This window comes from Cereibacter azotoformans (genome assembly GCF_021391315.1).
Lineage (GTDB): Bacteria > Pseudomonadota > Alphaproteobacteria > Rhodobacterales > Rhodobacteraceae > Cereibacter_A > Cereibacter_A azotoformans.
Map to the genome: position 1 here is coordinate 2,338,583 of NZ_CP090021.1, position 17,711 is coordinate 2,356,293.

21 protein-coding genes are annotated in these 17,711 nt (G+C 67.3%); 8 read left to right on the plus strand and 13 right to left on the minus strand.

Annotated features, from left to right (window positions below):
• Positions 1-27: 27 nt before the first annotated feature.
• The 5 genes from LV780_RS11715 to LV780_RS11735 all read left to right on the plus strand — a co-directional run bounded on the left by LV780_RS11715 (position 28) and on the right by LV780_RS11735 (position 3,576).
• The gene (locus tag LV780_RS11715; protein ID WP_108220951.1) at positions 28-843 is read left to right on the plus strand and encodes an SDR family NAD(P)-dependent oxidoreductase; all 816 of its coding nucleotides are present in this window, start codon (positions 28-30) and stop codon (positions 841-843) included.
• Between the two features lie 126 nt (positions 844-969).
• The gene (locus tag LV780_RS11720; RefSeq protein ID WP_011909503.1) at positions 970-1,179 is read left to right on the plus strand and encodes a twin transmembrane helix small protein; all 210 of its coding nucleotides are present in this window, start codon (positions 970-972) and stop codon (positions 1,177-1,179) included.
• Entirely contained in the window at positions 1,180-1,758 is a 579-nt protein-coding gene (locus LV780_RS11725) for a cob(I)yrinic acid a,c-diamide adenosyltransferase (protein WP_108220950.1), read from the plus strand.
• A 130-nt stretch (positions 1,759-1,888) separates the two neighbouring features.
• A complete protein-coding gene (locus tag LV780_RS11730; protein ID WP_101341938.1) occupies positions 1,889-2,650 on the plus strand; it encodes an electron transfer flavoprotein subunit beta/FixA family protein in 762 nt (253 codons plus the stop codon).
• On the plus strand, positions 2,650-3,576 hold the full coding sequence (locus tag LV780_RS11735; RefSeq protein WP_108220949.1) for an electron transfer flavoprotein subunit alpha/FixB family protein: 927 nt from the start codon (positions 2,650-2,652) through the stop codon (positions 3,574-3,576). The genes LV780_RS11730 and LV780_RS11735 overlap by 1 nt, the downstream gene beginning before the upstream one ends.
• Positions 3,577-3,624: 48 nt before the next feature.
• Here the strand turns inward: LV780_RS11735 and LV780_RS11740 are convergent, their stop codons facing one another.
• Complete coding sequence (locus tag LV780_RS11740; protein WP_011909507.1) at positions 3,625-4,449, minus strand: DUF6473 family protein; 825 nt, start codon at positions 4,447-4,449, stop codon at positions 3,625-3,627.
• A gap of 168 nt (positions 4,450-4,617) precedes the next feature.
• Here LV780_RS11740 and LV780_RS11745 point away from each other — a divergent pair, with 168 nt between their 5' ends.
• Positions 4,618-5,493, plus strand: a complete 876-nt coding sequence (locus tag LV780_RS11745; RefSeq protein WP_101341935.1) for a 3-hydroxybutyryl-CoA dehydrogenase — start codon at positions 4,618-4,620, stop codon at positions 5,491-5,493.
• Positions 5,494-5,505: 12 nt separating this feature from the next.
• On the opposite strand, the gene LV780_RS11750 is transcribed toward LV780_RS11745, so the two are convergent.
• The 6 genes from LV780_RS11750 to LV780_RS11775 are packed head-to-tail and all read right to left on the minus strand — an operon-like array spanning position 5,506 to position 9,967.
• Positions 5,506-5,775: an HPr family phosphocarrier protein gene (locus tag LV780_RS11750; RefSeq protein ID WP_011909509.1), complete on the minus strand. Its 270-nt coding sequence runs from the start codon at positions 5,773-5,775 to the stop codon at positions 5,506-5,508.
• Entirely contained in the window at positions 5,772-6,170 is a 399-nt protein-coding gene (locus LV780_RS11755; RefSeq protein WP_011909510.1) for a PTS sugar transporter subunit IIA, read from the minus strand. The genes LV780_RS11750 and LV780_RS11755 overlap by 4 nt, the downstream gene beginning before the upstream one ends.
• The gene (gene rapZ, locus LV780_RS11760) at positions 6,167-7,075 is read right to left on the minus strand and encodes an RNase adapter RapZ (RefSeq protein ID WP_011909511.1); all 909 of its coding nucleotides are present in this window, start codon (positions 7,073-7,075) and stop codon (positions 6,167-6,169) included. The genes LV780_RS11755 and rapZ overlap by 4 nt, the downstream gene beginning before the upstream one ends.
• A gap of 21 nt (positions 7,076-7,096) precedes the next feature.
• Positions 7,097-7,525 (minus strand): HPr kinase/phosphorylase, encoded by a 429-nt coding sequence (locus tag LV780_RS11765; RefSeq protein ID WP_108220948.1) that lies wholly within the window; start codon positions 7,523-7,525, stop codon positions 7,097-7,099.
• The gene (locus LV780_RS11770) at positions 7,522-9,243 is read right to left on the minus strand and encodes a sensor histidine kinase (RefSeq protein WP_108220947.1); all 1,722 of its coding nucleotides are present in this window, start codon (positions 9,241-9,243) and stop codon (positions 7,522-7,524) included. The genes LV780_RS11765 and LV780_RS11770 overlap by 4 nt, the downstream gene beginning before the upstream one ends.
• A gap of 22 nt (positions 9,244-9,265) precedes the next feature.
• The gene (locus LV780_RS11775; protein ID WP_044248284.1) at positions 9,266-9,967 is read right to left on the minus strand and encodes a response regulator transcription factor; all 702 of its coding nucleotides are present in this window, start codon (positions 9,965-9,967) and stop codon (positions 9,266-9,268) included.
• A 338-nt stretch (positions 9,968-10,305) separates the two neighbouring features.
• Here LV780_RS11775 and LV780_RS11780 point away from each other — a divergent pair, with 338 nt between their 5' ends.
• Entirely contained in the window at positions 10,306-11,904 is a 1,599-nt protein-coding gene (locus tag LV780_RS11780) for a phosphoenolpyruvate carboxykinase (RefSeq protein WP_108220946.1), read from the plus strand.
• Positions 11,905-12,069: 165 nt separating this feature from the next.
• A complete protein-coding gene (locus tag LV780_RS11785; protein ID WP_108220945.1) occupies positions 12,070-13,737 on the plus strand; it encodes an acyl-CoA dehydrogenase family protein in 1,668 nt (555 codons plus the stop codon).
• A gap of 32 nt (positions 13,738-13,769) precedes the next feature.
• Here LV780_RS11785 and recO read toward each other — a convergent pair whose 3' ends face one another.
• The 6 genes from recO to acpS form a co-directional block, all read right to left on the minus strand.
• Positions 13,770-14,483 carry a DNA repair protein RecO gene (recO, locus tag LV780_RS11790; RefSeq protein ID WP_108220944.1) on the minus strand — a complete coding sequence of 238 codons (714 nt, stop codon included), beginning with the start codon at positions 14,481-14,483 and terminating at the stop codon, positions 13,770-13,772.
• A gap of 24 nt (positions 14,484-14,507) precedes the next feature.
• Positions 14,508-14,843 carry a DUF1491 family protein gene (locus LV780_RS11795; RefSeq protein WP_108220943.1) on the minus strand — a complete coding sequence of 112 codons (336 nt, stop codon included), beginning with the start codon at positions 14,841-14,843 and terminating at the stop codon, positions 14,508-14,510.
• Complete coding sequence (gene era, locus LV780_RS11800; RefSeq protein WP_011909519.1) at positions 14,840-15,754, minus strand: GTPase Era; 915 nt, start codon at positions 15,752-15,754, stop codon at positions 14,840-14,842. The genes LV780_RS11795 and era overlap by 4 nt, the downstream gene beginning before the upstream one ends.
• On the minus strand, positions 15,747-16,436 hold the full coding sequence (gene rnc, locus LV780_RS11805) for a ribonuclease III (protein WP_101341928.1): 690 nt from the start codon (positions 16,434-16,436) through the stop codon (positions 15,747-15,749). Before rnc ends, era begins: the two co-directional genes overlap by 8 nt.
• Positions 16,433-17,221 (minus strand): signal peptidase I, encoded by a 789-nt coding sequence (gene lepB / locus LV780_RS11810; RefSeq protein WP_011909521.1) that lies wholly within the window; start codon positions 17,219-17,221, stop codon positions 16,433-16,435. The genes rnc and lepB overlap by 4 nt, the downstream gene beginning before the upstream one ends.
• 69 nt (positions 17,222-17,290) lie before the next feature.
• Positions 17,291-17,704: a holo-ACP synthase gene (gene acpS, locus LV780_RS11815; protein ID WP_011909522.1), complete on the minus strand. Its 414-nt coding sequence runs from the start codon at positions 17,702-17,704 to the stop codon at positions 17,291-17,293.
• Positions 17,705-17,711: the final 7 nt, after the last annotated feature.

Here is a 17,711-nt window from a genome sequence, read left to right on the forward strand (position 1 = left end):
GAGGGCTGCACAGAGCGGGGCCGATGGATGAAAAGCGTACTGATCACCGGCTGTTCCTCGGGCATCGGCCTCGACGCGGCCCACGGCCTGAAGGCGCGCGGCTGGCGGGTCTTTGCGACCTGCCGGAAGGAAGAGGATTGCGAGGCCCGCCGGGTCGAAGGGCTCGAGAGCTTCCGGCTCGACTATGACGATCCCGACAGTCTTGCCTCGGCCGTCGAGGAAGCCACGCGGCGCACCGGCGGCACGCTCGACGCGCTCTACAACAACGGCGCCTTTGCCTGCCCCGGCGCGGTCGAGGATCTCCCGCGCGAGGCGCTGCGGGCGGTGCTGGAAACCAACATCGTGGGCGTGCACGACCTGACCCGCCGGGTGATCCCGATCATGCGGCGGCAGGGATACGGGCGGATCGTCAACTGCTCGTCGGTGCTCGGTTTCGTGGGCTACCCGTGGCGCGGCGCCTATGTCGCCTCGAAGTTCGCCATGGAGGGGCTGACGGACGTGCTGCGGATCGAGATGGCCGACACGCCGATCCGGGTGATCCTGCTCGAGCCCGGCCCCATCGCCTCGCGCATCCGCGAGAATTCGATCCCGCATTTCGAGCGGTGGATCGACTGGAGGGGCTCGGCGCGGGCCGACCAGTACCGCTCGCTTCTCGGGCGGCTCTACGAGGGCGGCGAGGACCGCTGGCAACTGCCGGCCTCGGCCGTGACCGCGCAACTGGCGCTGGCGCTGGAAAGCCCCTCACCGCGGGCACGCTACCGGATCACGGTGCCAAGCCGCACCGCCTGGATCCTGCGCCGGCTGCTGCCCACGCGGATGCTCGACCGGGTGCTGCGGAACTGAGGGCGCCACGCCGATCGGGATCGGCCGCTTGCGTCTGCCCCGCCCCCCGCACTAAAACTCGCATCACAAATAGGTCGATTTCCGCGTCTGAGCGCCTACATCACGCCGGCAATCGAGAGGGAAGCCATGCTGCAGGACCCGCTGTTCGTCGTCGTCGTCCTTGCCGTGCTGGGGGTGCTGGTGATCCTGATGATCGGGATCGGCGGCTTTGCCCGTGGAGGCGAGTTCAATCGCAAGCACTCCAACCGGCTCATGCGCTGGCGCATCATCGCGCAGGCCATCGCCGTCGTCCTGATCCTGCTTTTCGTCGCATTCCGCCAAACCGGAGGTTTCTGAATGGTTGTCCTGTCGAGGATCTACACGCGGACCGGCGACGCCGGCGACACCGCCCTGGGCAACGGCGCGCGGGTGGCCAAGCATTCGTCCCGCGTCACCGCCTACGGTACGGTTGACGAGACCAACGCCACCGTCGGCCTCGCCCGGCTCCATGCCGAGGGCGAGCTGCAGGCGGCGCTTGCCCGGATCTCGAACGACCTCTTCGATCTGGGCGCCGATCTCTGCCGCCCCGAGATGGAGCGCGACCACGAGGCGGACTACACGCCGCTCCGCATCATCGCCGCGCAGGTCGCCCGCCTCGAACGCGAGATCGACGCGATGAACGCGCGGCTCGAGCCTCTGCGCAGCTTCATCCTGCCCGGCGGCACGGCGCTGGCCGCACAGCTCCATCTCTGCCGGACGGTCTGCCGGCGGGCGGAGCGCAAGGTGGTCGAACTGGCCGCGGTGGAATCGGTCAACCCCGAGGCGCTGCGCTACCTGAACCGGCTGTCCGACTGGTTCTTCGTGGCCGGCCGCATCGCCAATGACGACGGCCGTTCCGATGTCCTGTGGGTTCCCGGCCTCACGCGTGAGGCATAAGGACGCATGAGGACGCGGCGTCGGACGCGGTCCGATCGTCGGTTTTGATCTGTTGTCGCTGGATCGATGCGGCTAACAAAGTTGCGGAGAGCTAGCCCGCGAGGGCGGATGAGAAGGGAGATTGCCACTGATGAAGGTTCTGGTGCCTGTCAAGCGCGTGATCGACTACAACGTGAAGGTCCGCGTGAAGGCGGACGGAAGCGGGGTCGATCTTGCGAACGTGAAGATGTCGATGAACCCGTTCGACGAAATCGCGGTCGAAGCGGCGATCCGTCTGCGCGAGGCCGGCACGGCGACCGAAGTGGTGGTTGTCTCGATCGGCGTCAAACAGGCGCAGGAGACGCTGCGCACGGCGCTCGCGATGGGCGCCGACCGCGCGATCCTCGTCGAGGCGGCCTCGGACGTCCATCAGGACATCGAGCCGCTGGCGGTGGCCAAGATCCTCAAGGGCGTGGTCGAGGCCGAACAGCCCGGCCTCGTGATCTGCGGCAAGCAGGCCATCGACAATGACATGAACGCCACCGGCCAGATGCTGTCCGCGCTGCTTGGCTGGAGCCAGGCCACCTTCGCCTCGGACCTCGCGATCGAGGGCGACGCGGCCATCGTCACCCGCGAGGTGGACGGCGGCATGCAGACGATCCGGGTCACGATGCCCACCATCGTCACCGTGGACCTGCGGATGAACGAGCCGCGCTATGCGTCGCTTCCCAACATCATGAAGGCCAAGAAAAAACCGCTCGAGGAAAAGAGCGCGGCCGACTTCGGCGTGGACGTGACGCCGCGGCTGACCGTGGTGAAGACCTCGGAGCCGGCCGGGCGCAAGGCGGGGGTCAAGGTCGGCTCGGTGGATGAGCTGATCGTGAAACTGAAAGACGAAGCGGGGGTGATCTGATGGCCGTTCTCCTGATTGCCGAAGTGACCGGCGGCACGCTGGGCGCGGACTCGACCGCCAAGGCCCTGAGCGCGGCCAGGGCCCTGGGCGACGTGACGGTGCTCGTCGCGGGAACCGGCGTGGACGGGGCGGCCGCCGAAGCCGCGTCGTTCGAGGGCGTGGCCAAGGTGCTGGCGGCCGATGATGCGGCCTATGGCAATGGTCTGGCCGAGCCGCTCGCCGACCTGATCCTGAGCCTCGCCCCCTCCTACAGCCACATTCTGGCCCCGGCCACCTCGGCCGCCAAGAACGTGATGCCGCGGGTGGCCGCCCTGCTCGACGTGATGGTGATCTCGGAGATCACGGCGGTCGTGGATGCCGACACGTTCGAGCGCCCGATCTACGCCGGCAACGCGGTCCAGACGGTCAAGAGCGCGGACGCAACCAAGGTCGCCACCGTGCGGACGGCGACCTTCGAGGCCACCGGCAAGGGCGGCTCGGCCCCGGTCGAGACGATCGCGGCCACCGGCGACAAGGGTCTGTCGTCGTGGGTCGAGGACAAGGTGGCGGCCTCGGACCGCCCCGAGCTGACCTCGGCCAGGATCGTGGTCTCGGGCGGTCGCGGCATCGGTTCGGAAGAGAACTTCGCCATGATCGAGCAGTTGGCCGACAAGCTCGGCGCGGCGGTCGGTGCCTCGCGGGCGGCGGTCGACTCGGGCTATGCGCCGAACGACTGGCAGGTGGGCCAGACCGGCAAGGTCGTGGCGCCCCAGCTTTACATTGCGGTCGGCATCTCGGGCGCGATCCAGCACCTCGCGGGGATGAAGGACTCGAAGGTCATCGTCGCCATCAACAAGGACGAGGAGGCCCCGATCTTCCAGGTGGCCGACTACGGACTCGTGGGCGACCTCTTCACCCTCGTGCCGGAACTGACCGGCAAACTCTGACCCTCGCGGAACCGGAGCTGTCGGCGGGCGCCCCAAGGGGCGCCCGTTTCATATCAGCCGCATCAGAACCGGGGCGAGCGCCGCCGCCACCTCGGCATGGACCGCGAGCCCCGGCACCTCGGCCGCAACGGCCGCATCGAGGGGCGGAAAGCGCATCCCCGCCGTGCCTGCGGCGCCGGCCTCGGGCGAGGTGACCACCTCGAGGTAATGCGTCGCATGGGGCCGCACCGCCGCGATCATGTCGGCGTCGATCAGCAGCGGCGAGACATCCGGCGTCAGGGGCTGACCGTGCGGCGGAGCATGGTTGGCGATCCACAGAAGCAGGGTGGGCGCGGTGATCCGACCCAGAAGCGTGTGCATCCGGGCCACCCATGCCGCCCGCAACTCGGCCGCCACCTGCTCGAACTTGCCCGGAGAGACGGCGTGAAGCGTCTGCATCATGTGCCGGGTAAAGGAGAAATCGGCGAAGTCCACCTCGCGATACATGGCCTGCAGCACCGCCGAGGCCGACAGGAACCGATCGTTCCGCCGAGGATGCACCGCGTAGAGCCGGTTCGTCAGGTTCGCCGCGCCCACCACCTGAACGATGGCGAGCGACGACCGACTGGCGATCTGCACCACCGTCGGGTCGTTCAGAAAGACGTCGATCCCGGCGTTCATGCAGCCAAGGTTGACCATGCGCAGCCCCGTCGCCTCCTCCAGCAGATCGGGAAAGGGCCGCGGCACGAATTTCCCGTAGGTCTCGGTCCCCCCGAGAACGGCACAAAAGCTCCCTTCCAGACTTCGACGCGGCCCACGGAACAGCAGTTTCGACGCGCCATACCGGCACGGAAAATAGTCCAGCGCGCCTTCGCCCTGATATGCGAACGCCATGACACCCACCTTGATAGTTCACCCACCCGCAAGGATGGCGGCGACGCGTTGCCAAATGCCTAAGAGCTGCATTCGACGCGAAGTTTCACCAGCTTGCGGACCGGCGCCGCCCTTGCGTGCGCCGCGGCACCGCGCCTATTGTTCGCCCGGGTCAGCAGGAGGGACATCATGGAGATCCGCAAGGTCGGCGTCGTTGGCGCGGGACAGATGGGCAGCGGCATCGCGCATGTCTTCTCGCTGGCCGGTTACGACGTTCTGCTGAACGACATCAGCGCCGAAGGTCTGAACAAGGCCCTCTCGATCATCGGCCGCAACATGGAGCGGCAGGTCTCGCGCGGAAAGATCACCGAGGAAGAAAAGACCGCCGCCCTCTCGCGCATCCGCACCACGCTGACCCTCACCGACATCGCGAAAAGCGATCTCGTGATCGAGGCCGCGACCGAGCGAGAGACGGTCAAGCAGGCGATCTTCGAGGATCTGGTGCCCCACCTGCTGCCGCACACGATCCTGACCTCGAACACCTCCTCGATCTCGATCACGCGGCTGGCCTCGCGCACGGATCGGCCCGAGAAGTTCATGGGCTTCCACTTCATGAACCCCGTGCCGGTCATGCAGCTCGTCGAGCTGATCCGGGGCATTGCGACCGACGATCCGACCTATCAGGCGCTGCTGAAGGTGGTGCAGAGCCTCGGCAAGACCGCCGCCAGCGCCGAGGACTTCCCGGCCTTCATCGTCAACCGCATCCTGATGCCGATGATCAACGAGGCGGTCTATACGCTCTATGAAGGGGTGGGCTCGGTCCGATCGATCGATGAGTCGATGAAGCTCGGGGCGAACCATCCGATGGGGCCGCTGGAGCTGGCCGATTTCATCGGGCTCGACACCTGCCTGGCCATCATGAACGTCCTGCACGACGGGCTTGCGGATACGAAATACCGGCCCTGCCCGCTTCTGGTGAAATATGTCGAGGCCGGCTGGCTCGGCCGCAAGACCGACCGGGGGTTCTACGACTATCGGGGCGAAACGCCGGTGCCGACGCGCTGATCCGCCGCCCGGCTACATATCCTCGCCGAAGCGGTCCGCGACCAGCGTCGAAAGCGCATCGGCCAGAGCGGCGGCCTCGGTCCCCATGGTCTTGACCCGGATCGAGGTCCCGCGCGACGCGGCGAGCATCAGGAGCCCCATGATGGAGTCCCCCGACACCACCATGCCGTCCTTGGACACCTCGGCCTGCGCGTCATGCCGCTCGACCACCTCGACGAACTTCGCCGAGGCCCGCGCGTGCAGGCCCTTTTCATTCACAATCAGAAGTTCGCGTTCAATCATTCCATCCCGCCGCCAAGATCGAGGCTGTTGATGTATTTCCGGCCCGCATCCAGCGCCAGCGCCACCGCCTCGGGCACGGCCAGCTCGCGCGACTTCGCCAGTTTGATGAGCATGGGCAGGTTGGCGCCGTAGATGATCCGCCGGTCACGGGCGGTGCAGGCCGGCAGCGACAGATTCGAGGGCGAGCCGCCGAACATGTCCGTCACCACGACCACGCCCGCCCCCCGATCGACCGAGCGGGCGGCGGCGCTGATCTCGGCCTGCTTTGCGGCGCGGTCATGATCGTCCTCGATCGCGATGGCGGCCATCGCCTCCTGCTTGCCCACCACATGCTCGACCGCCGCGAGATACTCCCTGGCCAGACCGCCGTGCGCAACGATGACGATACCGATCACGCCTTCTCACCCTGATGCGTGGGGAGCACCGCGGCTGCCCTGCGTTCCAGTTCCCTGTGCCGTTTTGACACCGGCCAGCCGGCCTCCGCAAGCGCCTTGCCCAGGATCTCGGCCACCGCAACCGAGCGGTGCTGCCCGCCCGTGCAGCCGAAGCCGATGGAGAGATGCGCCTTTCCCTCCTCAAGCTGCGCCGGCAGCAGGAACAGGACAAGCTCGCGCAGCTTCTCGAGGAACGGGGCGAAACGCGGATCCGAGCGGATGTAGTCCTCAACGGCGGCATCTCGCCCGTCGAGCGCGCGCAGGCTTTCGACCCAGTAGGGATTTCTCAGAAACCGGCAGTCAAAGATCATGTCCACCCCCCGCGGAACGCCCCGCTTGTAGGAGAAGGACTGCACCGATACCGCAAGACGGGTTGCCGCACCCCGATCGAACCAGCGGGCCAGCTCGGCCTTGAGGTCGTGGGGCGACATCTCGGAGGTGTCGATCAGGTGGTCGGCGCGCGCGCGAACGGGCGCGAGCAGGTCGATCTCGCGCTCCACCCCTTCGGCCGGCGTTTCCGCCGGGGCGAGCGGATGCCGCCGCCGCGTCTGGCTGTAACGGCGGATCAGCTCCGAGGCGGAGCAGTCCACATAGAGCACCTCGAGCTGGACGCGGGCATCCTGCGTCAGCCCGTCGATCAGCTCGATCAGGGCGGTGGCGTTGAAGTCGCGGTTGCGCACGTCAAGCCCCAGCGCGATCGGCGGCCCGATTGCGGGCCCTTCGATCAGTCGGGGAACGAAGGAGAGGGGCAGGTTGTCGATGACCTCGTAGCCCATGTCCTCGAGCGCATTGACCGCCGTCGTGCGACCCGCTCCCGAAGGGCCGGTCACCAACACGAGCCGGTATTCCTGCGCAGGCTCTGACATAAGGTCCAAGATCAGTTGCGTTCAGGCGACACGCCCCGATCGGAGTCGGAGCAGAAGCGCAGAGGAAAAATGGCTGCCTTCCTGCCCGAGCACAAGGTCGAGAGGCACTCCGAGCACCTGAATGTTATGGATCTGTGGCAAACGCTCCGTCTCGCGCCTGCCCATATCGACAGCCAATGCCACTCGCGCTTCGTGAATGAACGGGGCGCGCAGGATGCCCAGACCCCGCGCCTCGATCAGGCCGGCAAGCGCGGGCGGGCTGCGGGCGATCAGAGCCTCGCCCTGACGCTCAAGCTCCGTCCGGTCGTCGGCCACCAGCCGCGCGCCCAGCCCGATCATCTCGAGCGCGAGCGACGACTTGCCGGCACCCGACGGCCCGAGGATCAGCAGCGCCCGCCCGTCCAGCGCGACGCAACTGGCATGGAGGATCGTGCGGCCCTGCCCGCTCACAGCGGCAGACCGACCACGAAGCGCGCGCCCAGCGGCTCGGAGGTGATGTCGGCGCTGGTCGGACGGATGTTCTCGGCCCAGATCACGCCCCCATGCGATTCGACGATCTGCTTGGAGATGGCAAGCCCGAGCCCCGAGTGATTGCCGAACTGGCCCGCCGGACGTTCCGAGTAGAAGCGGCGGAAGATCTTGGTGAGCGCCTGTTCGGGCACGCCCGGCCCGGTATCCTCGACCACCACCAGAACGCGGTTCTCGCGGCGGCGCGCCCAGACCCTCACTGCATCCCCCTCTTCGCAGAAGGAGAGCGCGTTCGTGATGAGATTGACGAACACCTGCGCAAGCCGCGCCTCGAGCCCCCGGATGCGGATAGGCTCGGCCGGCAGATCGGCGATGAAATCCACCCCCTTCTCGGCCGCCTGCTTGCCGAGATATTCCCCGAGGTTCGAGAGGGTGCGCAGAAGGTCGAACTCCTCCTCCTCTTCCTTGACCAGTTCGCTGTCCAGCCGCGAGGCGTTGGAAATGTCGCTGACCAGACGGTCCAGCCGACGCACATCATGTTCGATCACATCCAGCAGCCTTTCGCGCTGCTCGTCGCGCTTCGCCAGCCGGAGGGTTCCCACGGCCGAGCGCAGCGAGGCGAGCGGGTTCTTGATCTCGTGCGCCACGTCCGAGGCGAACTGCTCGTTCGCGTCGATCCGGTCATAAAGTGCGGCCACCATGCCGCGCATCGCGATGGAGAGGCGCCCGATCTCGTCGGGACGGGCGGTCAGGTCGGGAATGCGCACCCGGCCGGGCGCCATCTTGCGCGCGTCCCGGTCGCGTCCCAGTTCCGCCGCCGCTGCGAGGTCGGCCAGCGGGTTGGCGATGGTCGAGGCCAGCACGAGACTGAGCCCGATGGAGACAAAGAGCGCGACCACGAACATCTGCAGGATCTGCTCGCGCTCATGGCGGACGAGCCGGTCGATCTCGCCCGCAGCCGAGGTGATCGCCACCACCCCGATCACGCGGTCGCCATCCCGGATCGGCGCCGCCACCGAAAAGAGCGCCCCCCCATTCCGGTCCCGGCCCGTGTTGATGCTGACGCGCCCCTCGCGCGCACCCGCGAAGACCTGCCGCGCCAGCGCCACGGCGTCGATCTCGGTCTGCGGCTCCTCCTGCCAGGACAAGGCGCTGGACACCGCTTCCCAGACACCGTTGAGGAAGTCCGTGATGAGGGTCGAGTGCTGCTCGCCCACATCCGGCTGCCGCGTTCCGCGGTCCGCCGCCACGACCTCGCCGACCGTGTCCAGGATGAAGAGATCGATGGACGGATCGACCGCAAGAGAGGCGAGGGCCGCCGGTATGTCGATCCCCATCGGCGCGTCGAGCGTCGCACCCGGCACGGCGGCCAGCCGCGCCTCGAAGACATTGGCCACGAGGCGCGCCTCGGACACGAGGGCCTGCTCACGCTGGAGGACGAGATTTTCGCGGAACGGATTGGTGAAGAGCACGCCCGACACCTGGATCACCAGCGCGAGCAGGTTGAAGATGATGATCTTGCGCGCAAGGGGCGAGCGGTTCAGCGAGACGATGCCGCGCCGCCCCCTTGTCTTCTGAAGCAGGGGATCGCCCTCGACGTCGGGCGCGATCCAGTCTTCTCCAAGAAGCACGTCTCCGGGCCGCGGCCGGGACTGCGCGCGTTCCGGCTCGGGACGGCCCAGGGTCGGCGTGACGGTCATGGCCCCGCCCCTTCGCGCACCCTCACTCCTCGTTGTAGCGGTAGCCGATGCCGTAGAGCGTCTCGATCGCGGCGAAATCCGGGTCGGCCGTGCGCATCTTCTTGCGCAGGCGCTTGATGTGGCTGTCGATGGTCCGGTCATCGACATAGACCTGATCGTCATAGGCCACATCCATCAGCTGGTCCCGGCTCTTGACGAAGCCCGGCCGCTGGGCGAGCGCCTGAAGCAGCAGGAACTCGGTCACCGTGAGCGAAACGTCGATGCCCTTCCAGCTGACGGCATGGCGCAGCGGATCCATGCGCAGGTTGCCGCGCTCCAGGATGCGGTTCTCTTCCTGAACGTCCGCCTCGCCACCGGCAAGCGCATCCTGCCGACGCAGGAGCGCGCGGATCCGCTCGACCAGAAGGCGCTGCGAGAAGGGCTTCTTGACATAGTCGTCGGCCCCCATGCGCAGGCCGAGCACCTCGTCGATCTCGTCATCCTTCGAGGTGAGGAAGATCACCGGCATCGCCGTCTTCTGCCGAAGGCGCTGGAGGAGGTCCATCCCATCCATGCGCGGCATCTTGATGTCGAGCACCGCCATGTCCGGCATCCGCTTGTTGAAGGCATCGAGCGCCGACTGACCGTCATTGTAGGTCTCGACCTCGAACCCTTCGGCCTCGAGCGTCATGGCAACCGAAGTCAGGATATTGCGGTCGTCATCGACGAGGGCGATCCTGGACATATTCTTAACTCCAACTGCCTGTGACCGAAATGCGCTGCATGATCAGATTTCCGCCGAAGGAATCAATAGGCTTCTGCGAATCGGGGGCCTCCCGCACCTCACGATGAGGTCGATTATGCAAAGGAATGACTAATTTGCCTCGGTCATTGCCCATCAGTTGCGCCAACCTGTCGCTGGTTGCGCTAACGCCTTGCTGTCACTCTGTTGTCGCTTGGCCGGGACATGCTATACCTTTGCTGTCGGCTCCCGTCTCCGGGGGCTGACCGGTATCCTATTGGCCCGGGATGCCGTTGGAGGACCGGAAACAGCCGCTCGGGCGGCATCGGGGAGCTTGCAGTATGAATTTTGGACGCGTGAACCCAGCCCAGACGCTGGACGCACAAGGCATCACCGGACTTGGAGAGGTTCATTACAACCTCATCGAGCCGGCGCTGGTCGAGGCCGCGGTGACGCGCGGCGAAGGCCGTCTCGGTCGCGGGGGCGCCTTCCTCTGCTCGACCGGGGCCTTCACGGGCCGCTCGCCCAAGGACAAGTTCGTCGTGCGCACGCCCTCGGTTGAGGACACGATCTGGTGGGAGAACAACGCTCCCATGGATCCGGCGGCCTTCGACCGCCTCCATGCCGACATGCTCGAGCACATGAAGGGCCGCACCTATTTCGTGCAGGACCTGTTCGCAGGCGCTGACCCCGAGCTGCGCCTTGACGTCCGCATGGTGACCGAGCTTGCCTGGCACGGCCTCTTCATCCGCCACATGCTGCGCCGCCCCGAGCGCACCGAACTCGACAGCTTCGTGCCGGAATGGACGGTCATCAACTGCCCGTCGTTCAAGGCCGATCCGGCCCGCCACGGCTGCCGCACCGACACGGTGATCACGCTCAACTTTGACAAGAAGCTGATCCTGATCGCCAACACCGAATACGCCGGCGAGAACAAGAAGTCGGTCTTCACGCTGCTGAACTACATCCTGCCCGGCAAGGGCGTGATGGCGATGCACTGCTCGGCCAACCACGCCATTGGCAACACCGACGACGCCGCCGTGTTCTTCGGCCTGTCGGGCACCGGCAAGACCACGCTCTCGGCCGATCCCTCGCGCACGCTGATCGGCGACGACGAGCATGGCTGGTCGGACAAGGGCACCTTCAACTTCGAGGGCGGCTGCTACGCCAAGACCATCAACCTCTCGCCCGAAGCCGAGCCCGAGATCTACGCGACCACCTCGAAGTTCGCGACCGTGGTCGAGAACATGGTCTACAACGAGGAAACGCTGGAACTCGACTTCGACGACGACAGCCTGACGGCCAACACCCGCTGCGCCTATCCTCTGGAATACATTTCCAACGCCTCGGCGACCGGGATGGGTGGCCACCCGAAGAACGTGATCATGCTGACCTGTGACGCCTTCGGCGTGCTGCCGCCGATCGCGCGGCTGACCCCGGCGCAGGCGATGTATCACTTCCTCTCGGGCTTCACCTCGAAGGTCGCCGGCACCGAGCGTGGCGTGACCGAGCCGCAACCGACCTTCTCGACCTGCTTCGGCGCCCCCTTCATGCCGCGCCGGCCGGAAGTCTATGGCAAGCTGCTGCAGGAAAAGATCACCAGCCTCGGCGCGACCTGCTGGCTCGTGAACACCGGCTGGACCGGCGGCGCCTACGGCACCGGCAAGCGGATGCCGATCAAGGCCACCCGCGCGCTGCTGACCGCCGCGCTCGACGGTTCGCTGGCGAACGTCACCTTCCGCAAGGACCCGAACTTCGGCTTCGAAGTTCCGACGGAACTGCACGGCGTTGACTCGTCTCTGCTCGACCCGCGCTCGACCTGGGCGGATCCCGCGGCCTACGACGCACAGGCGAAGAAGCTGGTCGAGATGTTCGCCAACAACTTCGCCCAGTATGTCCCCTATATCGACGCGGACGTGAAGGCGGCGGCCATCGGCTGATCCCGCCCGGCAGGACGAACCCAAGGGGCGCTTCGGCGCCCCTTTTTCATGAAGCCCGATTGGGTGGGCCATTTTCTTACGCCCCTGAACACCCACGCGCATTTTTGTTGCGCTGCGCCTGCAAAGTGATTAGGTCAACGCAGTCGCAGAATGAGGAGTCACGCCATGCCGAAGGACGGATCGACTATGACCGAACAGCCGCTTCTCGCCGATCTTCTGTCGCTGACGGCCGAGGCGCTGCCGGAGGTCGAGGCGCTTCTGGAAACCGCCCGCGCCAGCCTGAAGGAGCGGGTCACGGTCAACGGCAAGGTCTCCTCGGCGGCGTTGGAGAAGGACCAGTATGCCGCCCACGCGCTGTCGTGGCTGGCGACCTACGTCGAGTCGCTGCGCCAGATGCGCGCCTGGGCCGGACGACTGGAGACCGAGGGCCGCTTTGGCGAGATCGAGGCGCTGATCCTGCAGATCGCCTTCGGCGAGTATCTGGCCCAGATCCGCGGCGGCATCCCGATGAGCCAGAACGAAACCGCGCGGGTGCAGGACATCGGCGTGGACCTCGGCCATCCGGGCGAGGCGGTGAAGACCCTGATCCGCACCGGCAACACGCCGGCCGCCCGCGCGGCGCTGGTCGCCCTCATGCGCGACAACCACGGTCGCGCGACCTTCGGCGCGACCGGGCTCGACGAGGAACTGGAGATGATCCGCGACCAGTTCCGCCGCTTTGCCGACGAGCGCGTGGCGCCCCACGCCCACGGCTGGCACATGAAGGACGAGCTGATCCCGATGGAGATCATCGAGTCGCTCGCCGAGATGGGCGTCTTCGGCCTGACCATCCCCGAGGAGTTCGGCGGCTTTGGCCTGTCGAAAGCCTCGATGGTGGTGGTCTCCGAGGAACTGTCGCGCGGCTATATCGGCGTGGGCTCGCTGGGCACCCGCTCCGAGATCGCGGCCGAGCTGATCCTCTGCGGCGGCACACCGGAACAGAAGGCGGAATGGCTGCCGAAGATCGCGAGCGCCGAGATCCTGCCCACCGCGGTCTTCACCGAACCGAACACCGGCTCGGACCTTGGCAGCCTGCGCACCCGGGCGGTGAAGGAGGGCGATGACTGGGTGGTGAACGGCAACAAGACCTGGATCACCCACGCCGCGCGCACCCATGTGATGACGCTGCTGGCCCGCACCGACCCCGAGACGACCGACTACCGGGGCCTGTCGATGTTCCTCGCCGAGAAGATGCCCGGCACCGACGAGAACCCCTTCCCCACCCCCGGCATGACCGGCGGCGAGATCGAGGTGCTCGGCTACCGCGGCATGAAGGAATATGAAATCGGCTTCGACGGCTTCCGCGTGAAGGGCGCGAACCTGCTGGGCGGGGTCGAGGGGCAGGGCTTCAAGCAGCTGATGCAGACCTTCGAAAGCGCCCGCATCCAGACCGCCGCCCGAGCCATCGGCGTGGCGCAGAGCGCGCTGGAAGTGGGGATGCAATATGCGGAGGACCGCAAGCAGTTCGGCAAGTCGCTGATCGAGTTCCCGCGCGTGGCCGGCAAGCTCGCCATGATGGCGGTCGAGATCATGGTGGCGCGGCAGCTCACCTATTTCTCGGCATGGGAGAAGGACCACGGCCAGCGCTGTGACCTTGAGGCCGGGATGGCGAAGCTGCTCGGCGCCCGCGTGGCCTGGGCCTCGGCCGACAACGCGCTGCAGATCCACGGCGGCAACGGCTTTGCGCTGGAATATCAGGTCAGCCGCATCCTCTGCGATGCGCGGATCCTCAACATCTTCGAGGGCGCGGCCGAGATCCAGGCGCAGGTGATCGCGCGGCGCCTGCTCGACTGAGCGCGCCCGCCATTCGCGCTTCGTGAATGACATCAGCCGCGGGCGAGGAGGTCGATCAGCCTCGCCCGCGCCTCGGGCAGCGGCCGGCCCGCCAGCGGCAGTTCGCGCGCGAGGAAATGGCCGGTGATGGCCAAGCCCTGCCGCACCTCCGGGTTTGATGCCGGCCCCTGCCCCAACAGCGCCAGTGGCAACGGAAACAGCCGATCTGCCCAGTCGCCCGCCGCCGCGCGACCGACGGCGCGGCCCGTCTTGGGGCTGACAAAGGCCAGATCCTCGCGGCTGCCGGTCACGGCGCAGCGGGTCAGGTCCAGGCCGAAGCCCGCCTCCTCCAGAAGCCGCATCTCCCAGCGCAGATAGGCCGCGGGCCAGCCCGGCGCCGCAAGCGCATCCATCAGTTCGATGCTTTCGCGCCAGAGGCCGACATGCGGCTCGCGCTCGGGCAGCACCACATGCAGCATGGCGCAGATCGCGTTCAGCCCCGCCAGCGCCAGCCGATCGCCAAAGATCCCCGTGCGCGCCCGCAGCGGCTCGACCGTGAAGGCGCCCATATGGTCGTCGAGCCGCGCCTTCCACGTCAGATCAAGCTGCGCCCCCGGTTGCAACACCGGCGCGTGCCGGCGCGAGGCACCCCCGCGCACCACGCCCAGGTGGCGGCCGTGGGCGGCCGTGAAGACCTCGATGATCGCGGCGCTCTCGCCGTGGCGGCGCACCGACAGAAGCGCGCCCTCGTCCCGCCATTCCAGCATGACGCCACTATCCCGCCGGGCGGCTCAGTCGGCAAGCCCCGGCTGATCCAGCAGAGTGCGGCCCTGCCGGTCCTCGATCTCGATCACCCAGAGGTCGGGGTCGAAGCGCCGCTGCCGCGCGATCGAGGCGTCCACATCGGCCTCGGAGCCCTCGGCCAGCGCCACCCAGGTCCGCTCCCCCGTCATCAGGTCGAACGAGCGGTGCCACGCCCGCGCCTGACCGTCCAGCGTCGCGCATTTCACCAGCACGGTGCCGGCGGTCGCGTCGCCTTTCGCGGTGACGTAGGCGGGAATGTCGGCCAGCCGCAGACGCGCCAGATAGGCGCGGACCCAGAAGTCGGCCGTCAGCCGCGGCGTCAATCTCCGTCCTTGAAGTCGAGGCCCATCTCGGAATAGCGCTCGGGCTCTTCCAGCCAGTTCGGCCGCACCTTCACCTGCAGGAAGAGATGCACGGGGCGTTCGAGGAAGGCCGCGATCTCGGCGCGGGCCGCCTGACCGATCTGCTTGATCGTCTCGCCCTTGTTGCCGAGCACGATGCCCTTGTGCCCGTCACGCGCGACATAGACCACCTGGTCGATCCGGGTCGAGCCATCGGGGCGATCCTCCCAGGCCTCGGTCTCGACGGTGAGCTGGTAGGGCAGCTCCTCGTGCAGCCGCAGGGTCAGCTTCTCGCGGGTGATCTCGGCGGCGATGGCCCGCATCGGCACATCGGCGATCTGATCCTCGGGGTAGAACCAGGGGCCTTCGGGCAGGACGCCCGCCAGCCACTGGCGCAGCTTGTCCACGCCATATCCCTTCTCGGCCGAGATCATGAAGGTTTCGGCGAAGGGGAAGGCTGCGTTCAACTCCTGCGCGAGGCCCAGCAGCACCTCGGCCTTCACGCGGTCGATCTTGTTGATGGCGAGCGCCACCGCCTGACCCTGCGGGATGCGGTCGCGCATCGCGTCGATGATGGCCTGCGTGCCCTCGGTCAGGCCGCGGTGCGCCTCGACCAGCAGCACGATCACGTCGGCATCCGCCGCCCCGCCCCAGGCGGCGGCGACCATCGCCCGGTCGAGCCGCCGGCGCGGGCGGAAGAGGCCGGGCGTGTCCACGAAGACGATCTGCGTCTCGCCTTCCATCGCGACGCCGCGGATGCGGGCGCGGGTGGTCTGGACCTTGTGGGTCACGATCGAGACCTTGGCCCCGACCATGCGGTTCAGAAGGGTGGATTTGCCGGCGTTCGGCTCGCCGATCAGGGCCACGAAGCCTGCGCGGGTGGTGTCAGTCATCTCTCGCCTCCATCCGCGCGAGAAGCGCCCGCGCCGCCGCCTGTTCCGCCACGCGCTTGGTGCCGGCCGCCGAACGTTCCGTCTCGCCGTTGCCCAACCGCACCTCGACCGTGAAGATCGGAGCGTGATCGGGCCCCGACCGATCGACGGCCTCATAGCACGGCGGCGGCAGGCCGCGCGCCTGCGCCCATTCCTGAAGCGCCGTCTTGGCGTCGCGGGCGTCGGCCTCGACCTGCGCGATCCGCTCGCCCCAGAGCCGAAGCACCAGCCGGCGCGCGGCCTCGAACCCCGCATCGAGATAGACCGCAGCGATCACCGCTTCCAGGGCATCGCCCAGAAGGGCCTCCTTCCGGCGCCCGCCCGACATCATCTCGGACCGGCCGAGCTTCAGCACGTCGCCCAGGCCCACCTCGCGCGCGACCGCCGCACAGGTTTCCTTGCGCACGAGCGCGTTGAAGCGAGGGGCGAGCTGACCTTCGGTCGCGGCCTTGTCGGCGGCGAGCAGCGCCTCGGCCATCACGAGGCCGAGCACCCGGTCGCCCAGAAACTCGAGCCGCTGGTTGTCGGGCCGGGTCGCGGACGAGAGCGAGGCGTGGGTGACCGCGCGCAGCAGCCGATCGGGCTCGCGGAACTCGTGCCCGATCCGGCTCTCGAAGGCCCGGAGATCCGTGGAGAGTTTCACTCGATCGCCTTGAAGAAGCGGTCGGCCCGCCAGGTCCAGAAATAGAGCATCGAGCGGCCGGCCGAAGAGAACATGATCCGGTCCGCGCGGCCGATCAGGTTCTCGGCCGGAACGAAGCCCACGCCACCCACCGCCTGGCCGTAGCGGCTGTCCTGGCTGTTGTCGCGGTTGTCGCCCATGAAGAAGTAATGGCCGGCGGGCACGGTGAAGACGTCGGTGTTGTCGCCGAAGCCGTTGGTGTCGATGTTCAGCACATGATGGGTGCGGCCGCCGGGCAGGGTCTCGGAGAAGCGGCTCTTGGTGCAGATGCCGCCCTCGCCCACGGGGCCGTTCTCGCAGCGCGGCAGGTTGCCCATCGGGCCCTGCTGCTCATAGACCTCGTCGAAGGTCCCGACGGGCTCTTGCGGGACTTCCTGACCGTTCAGGAAGAGAACGCCGTTCCTCATCTGCACCGTGTCGCCCGGCAGGCCGATCAGCCGCTTGATGAAATCCGAGCCGTTCACCGGGTGGCGGAAGACCACCACATCGCCGCGCTCGGGCTCGGACGAGAGGATGCGGCCCGAAAAGGGGCAGAGGCCGAAGGGGCAGGAATATTGCGAATAGCCATAGGCCATCTTGTTGACGAAGAGAAAGTCGCCGATCAGCAGCGTGTCCTTCATCGACCCCGACGGGATCCAGAAGGGCTGGAAGAAGAGCGTGCGGAACACGCCCGCGATCAGCAGCGCATAGACGACTGTCTTGATCGTCTCGAGGATGCCGCCTTCGGTTTTCGCCTTGCTCGCCATGGTCTCTGCCTGTCTGTTTGCGGGCCGGCTGCCCAATCCGGCGCTTCATGCGCGCCGGTGCGGGATGAGTCAAGCTGGCGGGGCTGCCAGCGGCCGGGCCTCGATCACCACGAAGGCCTGCGCCCAGGGATGATCGTCCGTAAGGCTGACATGCACGATCGCCTCGTGCCCCGGAGGGGTCATGGCGGCCAGCCGCTCGGCCGCCCAGCCGGTCAGCTCCATGACAGGCTGCCCGGTAACGAGGTTCGCCACGCTCATGTCCTTCCAGGCAATGCCCATGCGCAGGCCCGTGCCGAGCGCCTTGGAACAGGCCTCCTTGGCCGCCCACCGCTTGGCATAGGTACCCGCCACATCCGCCCGCCGCTCGGCTCTGGCCTGTTCGAGCGGTGTGAAGACGCGGTTGCGGAACCTGTCGCCGAAGCGGGCCAGCGTCTTCTCCACCCGCTCGATGTTGGCGAGGTCGGTGCCGATGCCGAGGATCATGCCGCAG

What these genes read in the sequence shown, in the direction of transcription:
- acpS (WP_011909522.1), bottom strand. Translation starts at nt 17,704, where the DNA reads ATGATCCTCGGCATCGGCACCGACCTCGCCAACATCGAGCGGGTGGAG.
- LV780_RS11780 (WP_108220946.1), top strand. Translation starts at nt 10,306, where the DNA reads ATGAATTTTGGACGCGTGAACCCAGCCCAGACGCTGGACGCACAAGGC.
- rapZ (WP_011909511.1), bottom strand. Translation starts at nt 7,075, where the DNA reads ATGTCAGAGCCTGCGCAGGAATACCGGCTCGTGTTGGTGACCGGCCCT.
- LV780_RS11725 (WP_108220950.1), top strand. Translation starts at nt 1,180, where the DNA reads ATGGTTGTCCTGTCGAGGATCTACACGCGGACCGGCGACGCCGGCGAC.
- recO (WP_108220944.1), bottom strand. Translation starts at nt 14,483, where the DNA reads ATGCTGGAATGGCGGGACGAGGGCGCGCTTCTGTCGGTGCGCCGCCAC.
- LV780_RS11745 (WP_101341935.1), top strand. Translation starts at nt 4,618, where the DNA reads ATGGAGATCCGCAAGGTCGGCGTCGTTGGCGCGGGACAGATGGGCAGC.
- LV780_RS11715 (WP_108220951.1), top strand. Translation starts at nt 28, where the DNA reads ATGAAAAGCGTACTGATCACCGGCTGTTCCTCGGGCATCGGCCTCGAC.
- LV780_RS11720 (WP_011909503.1), top strand. Translation starts at nt 970, where the DNA reads ATGCTGCAGGACCCGCTGTTCGTCGTCGTCGTCCTTGCCGTGCTGGGG.
- LV780_RS11730 (WP_101341938.1), top strand. Translation starts at nt 1,889, where the DNA reads ATGAAGGTTCTGGTGCCTGTCAAGCGCGTGATCGACTACAACGTGAAG.
- LV780_RS11775 (WP_044248284.1), bottom strand. Translation starts at nt 9,967, where the DNA reads ATGTCCAGGATCGCCCTCGTCGATGACGACCGCAATATCCTGACTTCG.
- LV780_RS11740 (WP_011909507.1), bottom strand. Translation starts at nt 4,449, where the DNA reads ATGGCGTTCGCATATCAGGGCGAAGGCGCGCTGGACTATTTTCCGTGC.
- LV780_RS11750 (WP_011909509.1), bottom strand. Translation starts at nt 5,775, where the DNA reads ATGATTGAACGCGAACTTCTGATTGTGAATGAAAAGGGCCTGCACGCG.
- lepB (WP_011909521.1), bottom strand. Translation starts at nt 17,221, where the DNA reads ATGGCGAGCAAGGCGAAAACCGAAGGCGGCATCCTCGAGACGATCAAG.
- LV780_RS11770 (WP_108220947.1), bottom strand. Translation starts at nt 9,243, where the DNA reads ATGACCGTCACGCCGACCCTGGGCCGTCCCGAGCCGGAACGCGCGCAG.
- era (WP_011909519.1), bottom strand. Translation starts at nt 15,754, where the DNA reads ATGACTGACACCACCCGCGCAGGCTTCGTGGCCCTGATCGGCGAGCCG.
- LV780_RS11735 (WP_108220949.1), top strand. Translation starts at nt 2,650, where the DNA reads ATGGCCGTTCTCCTGATTGCCGAAGTGACCGGCGGCACGCTGGGCGCG.
- LV780_RS11785 (WP_108220945.1), top strand. Translation starts at nt 12,070, where the DNA reads ATGCCGAAGGACGGATCGACTATGACCGAACAGCCGCTTCTCGCCGAT.